Below are 13,499 nucleotides of genomic sequence, written 5' to 3'. Positions count from 1 at the left end.
TAAAAACCTTCCGTTGGGCGACCTATCGTATTACGAGTCGCGGCTTCCGTGGATGACGCGAGATACTTCAATTCCACCGTCGATCGGTCAGAAGAATATCACGTACTGCCCAACACTGAACGACTTGCAACCCGAAATTCCGAACCCTTTCCGTTCCTCGCCTACACCCGGTTGGGTTGCAATCGTCTCGCAAGTAGTTCGCAACTCCATCAGCCAATCTCTCGCCGCTTGTGGCTTGTCTCGTGCGATGTAGTCCACGATCGACTCCAGGTCGTCATCTGCTTCCGGTGCGTAGACGACCTTGGCCATTACCTCTCTCCTCGTTCAATCTCTGCAATACGTTTCTCTGCGCGGGAGTACACCTGATCTGCTGGTACACCCTTTCCAGCATCAAGGCTCGCAAAGCCTTTCGCAACTTCCTCGCGAAGGGTCTCACGAGCCTCAAGCATTCGTAACCCTTCGGCTACCACTTCCTGCTCACTTAAATATCGACGACCAGCGACCATTCTCTGTACGAATGGCTCCATACTGTTTGGGATACCAGTGCTCATTGTCTACTCCAACATAATTCCGAGGTTCGCCGGTCGTCCAACATGGTTTTGCCGCACGGTCCTTCGGCACGCCTTCCATTGTAGGCCACGTGGGCTAGCGGTGGTAGAATGATCTGATTATTCGACGTCTTTCGCTTCGTTGAGAATCGCCGTCGGCAAACCCTTCCGTTGGCCGACTCAACCAATTAGCAGCAAACCGCGTAACGTCCATCCACAGTTCACGATTCGTGGTGCCTTCGCTGCCATCGCGTTCACCGCTGCATTCTTTGCGTTGGCCGTTCCGAATTACTCTGCGTGGCAGTCGACTTGGTACACGACGATTATCACGACCGCCCGCAACTTTGCATTCTCGTGGTCCGTGGTTGTGGTATCCACACTGATTCTCATGCCGGTGTTCATCCGCGTCCGCGTACACGTTGCTGCATGGCTATTCTTTGCGATTGCCTGCATTGCGATGCTTTCCAATTACCTACTCCCTCTTGGGCAACTCTGAGATCACGCACCGTTGCATAACTGCTTAGGGTTTTGGGTCAGCGAGGGACGAGCCTGATCCAAACCTCATGTTCAAGGCGAGCCGCTTCGTGGCGGGAGGCGGCTGGTTCGTCAACGCGACGTCGCGTGACACTACGAAACGCTAGCGGGGAGTGCAGCTCGATGCATCGCACTACTCCGCTTAAATGTTTCGCCGAGTATTACTTTATTACGCGGTCGGGAGAATACAGGAAAATGGATGACAGAAAAATGATGATGCTGCATTTGGGGGCTGACCATTTTTCTGTGTCTCATCTTCCTGTAAATTCAGCTTCGCTTGATTGATCAATGAAGCGATGCTTAGCAAGGTCAACTCCTACACACTGAACTTATTAGCACCCCACAGTACCTTGCCAGCAAGAATGAAATAGAATCGTGGCAATCAGAAGCGAGTCTCCAGCGTGGGGCCTCCTCCCCGTAAAGTACGGCACCGAGTCGTACATAACTCCGTTTGGCGACCTACCGCAAATGAGCGACGACGACTTGGTTCCATTGTTTGGCCAAATGATGACTCGCGACTGGGCGGAAGCTCTAATCGCGGAACAGAGCGACACGGTGGTCCGCGACGCTGATGGGAGTTACGTACGCATCCCATACGGCTCCGAGACGTTTCGGACGCCAATCGAATCTCGCAATGGGCCGTGTCGCCACTGCTCTACCATTCATGGCAAGCTGCATAGTTTCGATTGTGACTACGAGCAATGTCCAAAATGCAACTTCCAATTGATGACTTGTGACTGTGAATTCATCGGTCATGAATGGCGTGAAGAGTAATGCGACGGTCGCCCAACATGGTTTTTACGCTAGTCGCTGCGCGATCACCTTCGCTCTGTGGCAACGGGCGTTCGCGTTGGTACAATTTCATTAGTTCATAGTCACTCGCTTCGTATAGGGCGGTGACGTAAAAACCTTCCGTTAGGCGACAGAGGTGATGACCACCAAACCGCATCCGCGACATGAAAAGAATCGCCATCATTTGGCAACGATTGTTTCGGCCGTCTTCGCCGTTCTGTTGCTCTTGGCGATCTACGTCGTCTTCCCACACTACAGATTGATTTGTGCTGTGTCAGCGATTCTTTATGGTTTTATCCTTGTCGGCAGAACAGTTGTAATTGAATCTGGTATTCGTCGTCGCACGACCAATACCCAAGCTGCATTTGAGAATCGTTGTCGGCGCCGGATCGAAAGATGGTTTGGCATTGTTGCTATCGAAGAACGTTGTTCGGACGCTGACACGGGAGCGGACGCTCAAGACGCCTAGCAATGTGTGGCCGCGGAGTTGCGGCATCCATGCCGCAAACGCCTTCCTTCGTCATTCCACGCGGGCTCTCGTTGTATAATCGTTTGGCTGGCCAACGCCTTTCGCGTCGATCAGGGGCGGCGTCGGCCACACAACCCGTTGTCCGCACTATGCTTGAGCCATTTGAGAACTCGCAGGTTGTTTGAGGGACACCGTCGTCGGCACATTTGAGACGTGGGTTACGATTTCCCTCGGTTCTATGGGCACTTTGTTCCGGGCGTGGAGATCGAACGGTTTCTTTGGTCTAGCGCGGGGACATAACGTTTTCTATTAACTCGATCAAATTACACTTGACTCTGTACTGTTGTACGGAGTCGATAATAGGTGGTGGAGGAAGATGAGATGGCGGGGTTTACGATCGGGAAAGTTGCCAAGGCGTCCGGCGTAGGAGTCGAGACGATTCGCTTTTATCAACGCAGCGGATTGATCGACGAGCCGACGCCGATAAAGACATCCTTTCGCGAATATCCTGACGCGACGGTGGATCGCATTCGGTTTATCAAGCGAGCTCAGAATCTTGGATTCACGCTTGCCGAGGTCCAAGAATTGCTTGGATTGTCCGAGCAGCCCGGAGCGTCACGGCGGGAAGTAAAAGCAATGGCGGAAGCCAAGTTGGGTTTGATCCAGCAAAAAATTGCGGATCTTAAACAGATGGAAGCCACGCTCTCTCAGCTTGTTCACGATTGCTCGGGTCGGGGAAGAGTCCCGGGTTGTCCCATCATTGAAGCAATCGTTGGTGAAACAAACACCTGTAATCACAACGGAACATGAAATCATGAACACGACGTTTTCGACCTCGATGACCTGCGGTGGATGCCTCAGCAAGGTCACTCCCTTTTTGGACAACGAACCGAGTGTCCGGCAATGGAAATCGGATTTGAGCGATCCGAGAAAACTGATTCACGTCGAACTAGCTCCCGAAGGCCGCCCCGAGCATATCGTTGACTTGATCGGGCAAGCGGGTTTTACTGCATCGGTCATTCCCCATGAACCGGAAACCGTAGCGATTGCGACCCCCGCAGCAAAACCCGCGTTTAGCTTGGCGACGTACAAGCCATTGTTCCTTGTCGTCAGCTATGTGATTGGCGCCACGGTGTTGGTTGAGTCCATTCACGATGATTGGCAATGGCCGCGTGCGATGAGTTACTTCATGGGATTCTTCTTTTTGGGGTTTGCGTTTTTCAAGTTGCTGAATATCTCAAAATTCGCCGACGCCTTTTCAACCTACGATATCATCGCCCGCCGATCACGTCCCTACGCGCTCGCTTACCCTTGGATCGAAGTGACTCTGGGGTTGTTATTTGTCACCGGGACGCAGTTGATGGCGGCGAACGTCGTGACCGCGATTGTGATGAGCATCGGGTTGGTGGGAGTGATTGCGGCGGTCAGAAAGAAGCAAGCGATTCAGTGTGCTTGTCTGGGGACCGCATTCAATTTGCCGATGTCGGCGGTCACCATCATCGAGAACAGTGTGATGATCGCGATGGCGCTAGTGATGTTGGCAATGTAAGTGACCGCTAATCCCCCGATCCGATTTCAAGCGAACGCAGATCGCGGGACCACAGTTTGCATGTTTCGGTATACACCGCGATGAAATTCGCTGGATCGGAGGGGCTGGAATTCGGTGACACGGACTGTAGTTGCTGATACAAACGCTTGGCGATCGAAGTATCGATTTCGTGATCGGTTGAGGGATGGACGATGAAATGTTTGCTGGTGTCGTCGAGCATCTGTCGACTGGCGTGCCACAGACGCTCTTCGGGCTCGGAGATCGACGATGCATTTGCACCTCCCGCTTCACGCAATGCCTTCAGCAGCGAGGCGACTTCCAAACAGAATCGCAACATCCGGCTCATCGCGTACCGCGGTTCATTGAAGCGAAAGTAATGCAACACCGAATAGAAGTGATGTGACTCGAGCAACTCGGCCATGTGGGATGCGAGCGTGTACAGATCTTGATGGATTAACGAGGGGTCGTCGCCGACCAGGTAGGGCTTCAAATAAATTAAGCTGTCGCCGGTCCGCTGTGTCCGATAATCGATTTCGCAGGCAAATTGGTTGCGGCGAGCCAACCTGGAATAGATCGAGATGACGTAGGCAAGGACCAGCGTGAAGTAGCTGAACCCGAGCCCCGCCGTCGTGATCGTCAACATTCGCATTGCGACGTTTTGGGGCACCAAGTCACCGACCCCCAGTGTGGTGATGGTAAACCCCGCGTAATAGATTGCGGTGCTGAACGAGGGATCGATGGGCTTGTCGCCATTTTGCACAATGCCTTCGCCCAACTGAGGCCAAACGATCAAACTAACCCCGATCAATAGCAAGGTGGCCCAGCACAGCACCTGGACCGTAATCAGCACGGGGCCGGTGAAGACAACCCAGCGACTGTGTTTGATCGTTGATGCATCCACCACGCAATGAAATGCGCGGTTGATGATGGTCGTGACTGGACCCACCACGGCCCTTGGGTGCAGGACCGCCATAAACGTTTCCCAGACTCCGATTAGAGTGAGCAGAAAGCCGGCGAGGGTGCAGACCCAAAATGTCACGTCAATCGATGACCCCAGCGTATTTGCGGAACAGCTTGATTAGCTCTTCGAGTTTCTCGTCGCGATCGTGTGCGTCGCCGTTTTCGATCGCTTCGGTCACACAAGTCCTTAGGTGTTCTTCGAGTACGATTTGCCCGACTTTGCCCAGCGCACCGGTGGCGGCGGATAACTGCATTAGCACATCCACGCAGTATTTATCTTCATCGATCATGCGAGCCACCGCTTCAACCTGACCCACGACACGCCGCAGACGGTTGGCTAATTTCTTCTTTTCTTCGTCATCAAGCATGGCAATGGGGGTTTAACGCACGAGGCGAAATGAGTGGCTTATTCGCCCTGGGGAAAAGACCCATTGTACCCCGCCAAATTGATTTCGGCAGTGGACGCCCATTTCGGCAGTGAACACGCTTGCAATCTACATTTTCATGTCATGCATCATCTTCTTGGGGCCCGCTTCGTAGGTCGCCGGGTCGCCGAAACGACGCACAATTTCTTCAAAGACACTCCCTTTGGGGACCGCCTCATCCGTCTCCATCACCTTGTGATACAGATCCTCGGGTAACACTCGCAGGGCGGTCATCAAGCCCATGATCGACATCGGCCACATCGCCCGCATCCCTTGGACCTCGCGACGATCCCAGATCGTGTCAATCATTGCATCGGACATGTTCATGCCCTTCATTTCCTGTGGGTACCCCGGCGTGGCAAACCCCGGGTCATCACGAGTTGCATCGACGGGCGGGCGGCTTTGGGTATTAGCCAAGTACTGATCGATCGACTCGTTCTTGCGAATCCGCGGACCGACTTGCCGTGTCATGTGATTCATCATGTGGTGAACCATATGACAGTGGAACATCCAATCGCCTGGGTTATTGGCGATGAACTCAAAATTCGAAGCCTGAGCGATCCCCACCAACTCGGTGTTACGAGGAATCCAAGCCGATTTTGGAATCCGTGCCCCCTCGTGTCCCGTCACCCAAAATGTATGTCCGTGCAAATGAATGGGATGATGTTGCATCGGAGAAAAATCGAGCAAACGAATGCGGACTCGTTCGCCATGCTTGACCACCAACGGTGTCGTGTAGGGACCGCTGCGGCCATTGATCGTATGCCAATTCCAATCCATCCGCCAACTGTCGGCAATGGTTTGAGTCGGCTCAATAAAGAAGTTTTGAAAAATCAAACCAAAGTCACGGTCCACTGGCGGATCAAAAACTTTGCGAGGATGGACGATGAACCAACCGACGCTGCCAAATGCTTCTTGCATCGGCACGTGGGCGTGATAAAAGAACGTTCCTTCTTCGTGCACATCAAATTCGTAAACGAACGACTTGCCCGGTTCGATCGGGTTCTGAGTCAACGTTTCGCTGCCATCGTACTGGACCGGCATTTCAAAACCGTGCCAATGCGTCGTCGTCGCTTCGGGCAATTCATTGGTCACAACAATCCGCACCCGATCGCCCTGATTCACTTCGATCGTAGGTCCTGGCATGCTGCCGTTGTAGCCGTAGACATTCATCTTGTAGCCCGGCAAAAACTCTCGCTCGACCGCCATCGGGACCAAGTGAAACTCCTTGGCTCCGCGTACCATTTTCCAGGGCAATTTGGTCAGGTCGGGAGCTTCAAAGGGAGCCGGTCCCGCAGCGGCACTACGAAATCCTGGCATCAATTTGCCCAGGTAGTAGTCTGAATCGGGGTCGTTGCCGCGACTCGGTTTGAAACGCGAGAAACCATCCATCTCGGCTTGGACATCCGAGTCCGAGGGCACTTTCGGCTGTGGATTATCGGAATGACCAGCATGCCCGTGGGGCATCGGCATCTCTTTCATGTCCATTGGCTGTTGGGCACTGGCAGCGCCCGCCAACAGACCACTGGCGGCTGCCAGCGAACCGGCTTTCAAGAATTGGCGACGAGCTTCGTTGTTCGGCATCGTTCAATCTCTCTTGTTGCAAAAGTAATGATGTCGACTCCTTTCGCATTCGGTCTCCCTTCTCCCTCACTCCTCACCCCTCACTGGCTTCACCCCCTACCGCGGCTTCGGATTTGCATCGATATGGCCCGGAGGTGTCGATCCCTGTGCCGCATCCAAGCCACCATGCAGCATGAATCCACGGACGAGTACCTCGTTTCGCCGGACCATCTCAAGTTGTTGGATCTGTGTCAGCCGTGCATCGAACAAGTCATGTTGAGCCGACAGCACATCGGGCCAATCAACGCGGTTGTCCTTGTAGCTTTCCAGCAGTTCTTCGTACGCCATTTCAGCTTCGGGGATAATCACGCGATCGTATTCGGTGGCGATCTGAAGCGACGTTAAATACTGTTGATACGTGCTTGCTAAGCGACGTTGCAGATTGAGTTCGGTGCGGCGGATCTCTTCTTGCTGACGCATCAAATCCGCTTGCGCCTGGCGAATCGTGCCTTGATTGCGGTCAAACACTGGCAGTTCAATCGAGACCCCTGCGACCGCGACGGTTTCTTTGGCATCGAAGTTGTATCCTGATCCACCACGGGCCACGATATCGGGCACCCACTCGACTCGCTCGCGTTGCAGTGTGACTCGGTCGCCAGCAAGTTTCGCACGAGCCGCCATCAACTCGGGACTTTCGGCCAGCAGGGTCGATACGGCTTGCTGGTACGAGATCGGCTCCGTTTCAGGCATCAGTGATCCAGTAACGGGCGCGATGGCGACGTCGACACCGACGAGCGAAACCAGTTGACGAAACTGGTCGCGATAATGATTTTCGGCGGTCAATACGTCCAATCGAGCTCGCTGCAGAGTGATGTTCGATCGCCGAACCTCGGGGCGTGTTGCTTGGCCTTGATTGTATAATTCGCGAGCGGTGACCGCACCGTCTTCGGCGGTCTTCAGCAGTTCATGACGCAACTCGAGTATTTGTTGTGACGCGAGGCTTCGATAGAAATGGACTCGCACATCGTTACAAACGCGGAACTGCTGAGCGATGGCAAGGTGTTCGGAGACGTGCGCACGGCGCATGTACTTCTCGCGACTCAGACGAAGTTTTCCCGCGGTTACGAAACGTTGCTCGACCAACAATCCTTGGAACTCACCGGGTGAATCTTTGTCCCCGGGCACGTCCAAGCCGATTTGCTCGCCGCTGTAACTCAGCGTTGGGTTTGGATACAGACCGGCTTGCAGTGCTTTGGCTGTTTCGCCGGAAATTTGCAACCGTGCTTGGCGGAGGGTCGGATTGTTTTGTGCGGCCAGTGCCAAGAAGTCACTCAGCGAATGACTGACGACATTGAAGTCTTGAGACATTGGGCCGTCAACAACTTGTCCATCAACGATAACCGGAGGCGGAGCCATCGAGTAGGCGTCATCCCCTAGCTGCGCGTCGGGGAACAGCGGACCGGATGCGTCCAGGTCGCTCAACCCGTACGGAGCTTCAGGGACAGGCGGCGGAGGGACGAACGTTTTCCCTGGATCCGGTCTCTGGGCCGAGGCCAGCGATGCGGTTCCCGTCAGTGCGAGTGCCAATAACATGCGAGATTTTGAAAAACGTCGTTTCACTTTGTCACGCTCCTTCGACAGTTCGGGGGGGCCTCGTTGCCCACAGAACGGTATCGGAGCGATACCCACCCTAGGTACATGTGGTCTTATCCAATGCAGAGCGTTAACGCAAGAAAATTCCGGTTATGCGGAATGGGTAAATTGCGAGCGGCACCCTCGTGCGACGGTTTGCGAACCTTGTGCCAACACGGCTCGATTCACGTCAATTTCGCGGCCCGCAGTCTCAGGGCGTTGGCGATTACCGACACGCTGCTGAAACTCATCGCGGCAGCGGCGATCATCGGGCTCAGTAGAATCCCGAAGAACGGATACAGCAGTCCCGCGGCAACGGGGATTCCAAGCGCGTTGTAAATGAACGCAAAGAACAAGTTTTGGCGAATGTTGCTCATCGTTTTCCGGCTCAGATTGCTCGCCGCCGCGACACCGCGCAGGTCACCTCCAACCAAGGTCACGCCGGCGGATTCGATCGCGACGCCCGTCCCCGTTCCCATTGCGATGCCCACATTCGCTTCGGCAAGCGCCGGTGCGTCATTGATCCCATCACCAGCCATCGCAACGGTTTTGCCTTCGCTTTTCAGCTTACGTACAAAGGCGTGTTTCTCTTCGGGTGAAACGCCTGCATGAAACTCGTCGATCCCTAGCTTCGTGGCCACCGCTTTGGCCGTCCGTTCGGCATCGCCCGTTAGCATCACGACTTTTAAACCGAGTTCATGCAGCGTTTTGAGCGCCGCCGGCGTACTGGGTTTGATCGGATCGGTGATCGCCATCAGGGCGGCCAACGTGCCATCGACGGCGACAAAGATCACCGTCGCTCCTTCGTTTTGATGCTTTGCCGCCTGATCACGCCCCGCTGCGACGCCATCGACGTTTTGCTCGATTAGCAAGTCAGCTTTTCCGATGACCACGTCGCGTCCATCGACCTTGGCTCGCACGCCACCGCCGGTGATGCTGTTGAAGTCCGTCGCTTCGAGTTGTTCTCTGGCGTTCTCTTTCGCACGTCGCACAATCGCTTGGGCAAGCGGATGTTCACTCTGTGTCTCCACTGCGGCAGCCAACGCCAAAATCTCTGGCTCGTTTGCTCCAGCGAACGTTTCGATCGCGGTCACCTCGGGACGTCCTTGCGTTAACGTGCCCGTTTTGTCGACCACAATCGTGTCGACCTTTTCCATCACCTCTAAGACTTCGGCGTTCTTGATCAGTACCCCTTCCTTTGCACCACGCCCGACACCGACCATCACCGACATCGGCGTGGCCAATCCCAACGCACAGGGGCAAGCAATGATCAACACGGCAACGGCGGCGACAAAGGCATGTGCCAATTGAGGTTCGGGGCCAAATATCGCCCAACCGATAAACGCGAGAACGGAACACGCAATCACAGCAGGCACAAAGTAACGAGCCACGACGTCGACCAATTTTTGAATCGGGGCACGACTCCGCTGGGCATCGGCGACCATTTGCACAATCCGGCTCAGCACCGTATCGCCACCGACACCGACCGCTTCCATCACGAGTGCCCCGGTTTGGTTCAGCGTTCCTCCGGTGACTTCGTCCCCTTCGGATTTTTGCAGGGGGATCGGTTCGCCCGTCAACATCGATTCGTCCACGCTGCTGCTGCCGCTAACGACACGGCCATCGACGGGAACTTTTTCGCCCGGTCGAATTCGCAAACGGTCTCCTTTATGAACCGAATCAAGCGAGACCTCTTCTTCACCATCGTCGGTCAAGCGATGTGCCGTCTCGGGGGCTAACTGCATCAGTTCACGGATCGCACCCCCGGTTTGCTGTCGTGCGCGAAGCTCCAATACTTGTCCTAGTAACACCAGCGTGATGATCACCGCGGCGGCCTCGAAGTACAGCGGCGGCACTCCGTTTTCGAAAAAGGCTTCGGGAATCACGCCAGGCAGCAGGACAACGACCAGGCTGAACAAATAGGCCGCCAGAGTTCCCACCGCGATCAACGAAAACATGTTTAAATTCATGCTGTGGAATGACTTGACGCCACGCACCAATAGCGGCCATCCACACCAAAACACCACCGGCGTGGCCAATGCTAATTGCAACCAAGCGAATACCGTATTGGACATCCAATCGGCGATCTGCAGCCCAATCATCGGCCCCATCGCGAGCACCAGTAGCGGCGCTGACAAGACAACGCCGACCCAGAACCGACGTTTCATGTCAGCGTACTGAGCGTCATCGCCATGGTCGGCCATGTCGATGAACTTGGGCTCTAAGTCCATACCGCAGATCGGACAATCGCCCGGCCCCTGTTGCTCGATCTCCGGATGCATCGGGCAAGTGTAGATCGCGTCCGTGTCGGCCGGCGTCTTACTTGCGGAGCCTTTTCCAGGACCGGAACCGTGACAGCAGGAGGACGATTCGTTTGCCGTTGCGTGCGTTTTAGCTAAATCCTTTTCAGTGCGTTCGGTTAGCACTCCGACCGGATTGGCCTCGAATCTTTTCTGACAGCCCTGGCTGCAAAAGTAATACAGTTTTCCGTTGTGCTCGCTATGTAGCGATTCGTTTGGATTGACCGTCATCCCGCAGACAGGATCCACGGCGGTGATTTCAGTGGTGGACATGATCGATCTTTCGGTGTGCCAGTTCGGCAAATGGGCGTATACCCCATACCCGTATGCAAGTTGCATGCCGGATGCATCCGCTTCGCATTTCCTTTATTTTCGCTTCGCGAGGTCCGCTACGATCACACGTGCGTTTTACCTACGGGAAACGGCAACGGTGTGTGCCCGATGTGATCGAGTTTGGGAGTGTTGCCTATCTGCTTCCTGCTTAGGACGTGAATCCGAATCGCACTGACTCATACCGCCGCGGTACTGTTCATCGCCATGGTGCCGATGCGGAGACGCCACTGTTCGACTTGCTGGAATTGCGAATCCGCTCGCTCGATCAACCGTCCATAGTCGAGACTAAGCAATTCCGGATCGCTCAGAGATTGCAGCATCCGCCATAACGCACGTTTGCCGAGAATGCCTATCGATAGAATTTCGAGAGTTTGAAAGTTTCCGAAATCGCCCGCCATGGTTCGGCCGATCTTTGGAGTTGTCATCTTGGCGCCGGCCCATGCGACCGCTTGCTTGACCACCCCAGGCATGGCGTCGTATCGCTTGATCAGACCTTCAAGCTCCGCTTCGTCCTGTTCGATTTCGTTCAACAGGGTCGTGGCGAAGTCGCCCAGCGGTTCCCCTTGATTTTCGTTGATCAGTCGCTCGAGCATGTCGGTCGCCGCAGTCGCTCCGGCACGATGATCATTGAGGTAGGTCGTTAACAATTCGAGATTCATCGTAAAGTTCCTCGATTTCTGTTTCCGTTAAACGGCATGCTCTCGCCCCTAACGAATGTCACAGAGCGATGACTGAATTTTGTGAAACCGTATTGTTGCAATTGGCGTACCCATCGCGAACGCGTTTGCCGAATTTTCAGCGACCCATGTTTTTTGGGGGCGACATTCTTATCCGTATGCAGGCCTGTGATTCGATCCCCAAAAAAACGCTGTGCCTGTGGGATCGGCAACGCCTCGGTTGGCCGATGCAACTCGGCGTGCGCTCGCCACGCGGATTGGCGCTCCGCCGTGAAGCGACTGAGTACTCAACAGCGAACCGCGTTTTATCAGCAATTCAATCGAGCTCGTGAAACTTGCTTAGATGAGTGCTGCGGCCAATGGCTGCTACGTCACCCCGAGCTTGTTTCTTCAAGGCAATCGCCAGGAAGGCGCTTTGCAAGTCGGCGAGTTTTATTCTTGCCGCGACGAGTTGGGCCGGCGGCAAGTGGGCCGACGATAAGCGGGCCGGCGGTAAGTGAGCCGGTGGTAAGTGGGGGGAGACGCCGATGCAGGAATGCCGGCGTCTTGACTCCTGAAAACCGACGTCGGAGACGTCGGGCGACATTGAAGCGGGGCGGTTAAACCGTTGCTTTTTCCATTCGCTGAGCAAGGTAGCTGCGTAGTTTATCGAGGTCGGCTGCGAAACCGCGGATCCCTTCGGCCAATTTTTCGGTGGCCATCGCATCTTCGTTCAACATCCAGCGGAAGACGCCTTCGTCCATCTTGATGCGTGGGATGTCCATTTGGGCCGCTGCATCGGCGTCGAGTGCCTTGGGAACTTCGCCGTCGACCTCGGCAAGTTGGCCGAGCAAGTCGGGTGAGATCGTTAGCAGGTCACTGCCGCATAACGCCATCACTTGTTCCTTGGTGCGGAAACTCGCCCCCATCACTTCGGTCTTGTAACCGTGTTTTTTGTAATAGTTGAAAATGGTCGTGACCGATTCCACCCCTGGATCTTCCTCTACCGGAATCGAATCCACACCCTGCTTTGCTTTGTACCAATCGTAGATACGGCCCACAAAGGGGCTGATCAAGGTAACTCCGGCATCGGCACAGGCGACCGCTTGGCCGAAGCCAAACAACAGCGTCAAGTTGCAATGGATTCCGTCTTTCTCCAATTGCTCTGCGGCGCGAATTCCTTCCCACGTGCTTGCCATTTTGATCAAGATCCGATCCGACGAGACGCCGGATTCTTTGTAGAGTTCGATCAACTCGCGTGCTTTGGTGACCGTCCCCTCGGTATCGAAGCTCAAGCGGGCGTCAACCTCGGTCGAAACGCGACCGGGAATCAGCTCCAGGATTCGGCAGCCAAAGGCGACGGAAAGTTTGTCGATGATCGCATCGAGCAACCCTTCCTCGCTGTGCGCCTTGGATTGTCCATACGCAATCGCTTCATCCACCAGTGATTGGTACTGAGGCATTTGGGCGGCTTTATAGAGCAGCGACGGATTCGTCGTCGCGTCCTGTGGCTTGTGCTTGGCAATAGCATCAATGTCACCTGTGTCTGCAACAACGACGGTATGCTGCTTGAGTTGATCTAAGGAGCTAATGGTTCGACCTTTCATAAAAGGGGCGGGCTGAGTGTGATCTTGTATCTTACCAGATTGGACGCGCTGCGGAGAAGCGGAATGGACTCGCATCGCCCGAACAAATGCTTCGGCCCAATAAATGCTTCATTGCTTCCATGCTTGGTGAA

The 13,499-nt window shown here is 54.7% G+C and carries 15 protein-coding genes; 6 read left to right on the top strand and 9 right to left on the bottom strand.

Features of this window, described 5'->3' with window-relative positions; genetic code table 11:
* Positions 1 to 87 precede the first annotated feature (87 nt).
* Together Pla52o_RS15715 and Pla52o_RS15710 are read right to left on the bottom strand one after the other, a co-directional pair.
* Positions 88 to 309 (bottom strand): type II toxin-antitoxin system RelE/ParE family toxin, encoded by a 222-nt coding sequence (locus Pla52o_RS15715; RefSeq protein WP_146595532.1) that lies wholly within the window; start codon positions 307 to 309, stop codon positions 88 to 90.
* The gene (locus Pla52o_RS15710; protein WP_146595531.1) at positions 309 to 551 is read right to left on the bottom strand and encodes a ribbon-helix-helix domain-containing protein; all 243 of its coding nucleotides are present in this window, start codon (positions 549 to 551) and stop codon (positions 309 to 311) included. Before Pla52o_RS15710 ends, Pla52o_RS15715 begins: the two co-directional genes overlap by 1 nt.
* A gap of 139 nt (positions 552 to 690) precedes the next feature.
* On the opposite strand from Pla52o_RS15710, the gene Pla52o_RS27465 reads away from it, so the two are divergent.
* From Pla52o_RS27465 to Pla52o_RS15685, 5 genes are all read left to right on the top strand, one after another.
* Positions 691 to 1,044, top strand: a complete 354-nt coding sequence (locus Pla52o_RS27465) for a hypothetical protein (protein WP_146595530.1) — start codon at positions 691 to 693, stop codon at positions 1,042 to 1,044.
* Positions 1,045 to 1,550: 506 nt separating this feature from the next.
* The gene (locus Pla52o_RS15700; RefSeq protein WP_146595529.1) at positions 1,551 to 1,856 is read left to right on the top strand and encodes a hypothetical protein; all 306 of its coding nucleotides are present in this window, start codon (positions 1,551 to 1,553) and stop codon (positions 1,854 to 1,856) included.
* Positions 1,857 to 2,010: 154 nt separating this feature from the next.
* Complete coding sequence (locus Pla52o_RS15695) at positions 2,011 to 2,343, top strand: hypothetical protein (protein ID WP_146595528.1); 333 nt, start codon at positions 2,011 to 2,013, stop codon at positions 2,341 to 2,343.
* Between the two features lie 363 nt (positions 2,344 to 2,706).
* The gene (locus Pla52o_RS15690) at positions 2,707 to 3,153 is read left to right on the top strand and encodes a MerR family transcriptional regulator (protein WP_231612391.1); all 447 of its coding nucleotides are present in this window, start codon (positions 2,707 to 2,709) and stop codon (positions 3,151 to 3,153) included.
* 4 nt (positions 3,154 to 3,157) lie between these two features.
* The gene (locus tag Pla52o_RS15685) at positions 3,158 to 3,892 is read left to right on the top strand and encodes a heavy-metal-associated domain-containing protein (RefSeq protein WP_231612390.1); all 735 of its coding nucleotides are present in this window, start codon (positions 3,158 to 3,160) and stop codon (positions 3,890 to 3,892) included.
* 7 nt (positions 3,893 to 3,899) lie between these two features.
* Here the strand turns inward: Pla52o_RS15685 and Pla52o_RS15680 are convergent, their stop codons facing one another.
* The 6 genes from Pla52o_RS15680 to Pla52o_RS15655 form a co-directional block, all read right to left on the bottom strand.
* Positions 3,900 to 4,931 carry a potassium channel family protein gene (locus Pla52o_RS15680; RefSeq protein WP_231612389.1) on the bottom strand — a complete coding sequence of 344 codons (1,032 nt, stop codon included), beginning with the start codon at positions 4,929 to 4,931 and terminating at the stop codon, positions 3,900 to 3,902.
* Between the two features lies 1 nt (position 4,932).
* Positions 4,933 to 5,220 carry a metal-sensitive transcriptional regulator gene (locus tag Pla52o_RS15675; RefSeq protein WP_146595525.1) on the bottom strand — a complete coding sequence of 96 codons (288 nt, stop codon included), beginning with the start codon at positions 5,218 to 5,220 and terminating at the stop codon, positions 4,933 to 4,935.
* A 126-nt stretch (positions 5,221 to 5,346) separates the two neighbouring features.
* A complete protein-coding gene (locus Pla52o_RS15670; protein ID WP_146595524.1) occupies positions 5,347 to 6,861 on the bottom strand; it encodes a copper oxidase in 1,515 nt (504 codons plus the stop codon).
* 96 nt (positions 6,862 to 6,957) lie between these two features.
* Entirely contained in the window at positions 6,958 to 8,460 is a 1,503-nt protein-coding gene (locus tag Pla52o_RS15665; RefSeq protein ID WP_231612388.1) for a TolC family protein, read from the bottom strand.
* Between the two features lie 197 nt (positions 8,461 to 8,657).
* Entirely contained in the window at positions 8,658 to 11,045 is a 2,388-nt protein-coding gene (locus Pla52o_RS15660) for a heavy metal translocating P-type ATPase (RefSeq protein WP_146595523.1), read from the bottom strand.
* A 236-nt stretch (positions 11,046 to 11,281) separates the two neighbouring features.
* Complete coding sequence (locus Pla52o_RS15655; RefSeq protein ID WP_146595522.1) at positions 11,282 to 11,764, bottom strand: hypothetical protein; 483 nt, start codon at positions 11,762 to 11,764, stop codon at positions 11,282 to 11,284.
* A 68-nt stretch (positions 11,765 to 11,832) separates the two neighbouring features.
* On the opposite strand from Pla52o_RS15655, the gene Pla52o_RS15650 reads away from it, so the two are divergent.
* Complete coding sequence (locus Pla52o_RS15650) at positions 11,833 to 12,114, top strand: hypothetical protein (protein ID WP_146595521.1); 282 nt, start codon at positions 11,833 to 11,835, stop codon at positions 12,112 to 12,114.
* 267 nt (positions 12,115 to 12,381) lie between these two features.
* On the opposite strand, the gene tal is transcribed toward Pla52o_RS15650, so the two are convergent.
* Positions 12,382 to 13,368 carry a transaldolase gene (gene tal, locus Pla52o_RS15645; RefSeq protein ID WP_146595520.1) on the bottom strand — a complete coding sequence of 329 codons (987 nt, stop codon included), beginning with the start codon at positions 13,366 to 13,368 and terminating at the stop codon, positions 12,382 to 12,384.
* Positions 13,369 to 13,499: the final 131 nt, after the last annotated feature.

This window comes from Novipirellula galeiformis (assembly GCF_007860095.1).
Taxonomy (GTDB): domain Bacteria; phylum Planctomycetota; class Planctomycetia; order Pirellulales; family Pirellulaceae; genus Novipirellula; species Novipirellula galeiformis.
Note: the sequence above shows the minus strand (reverse complement) of the source record. Positions and strands in the feature narration are given on the sequence as shown.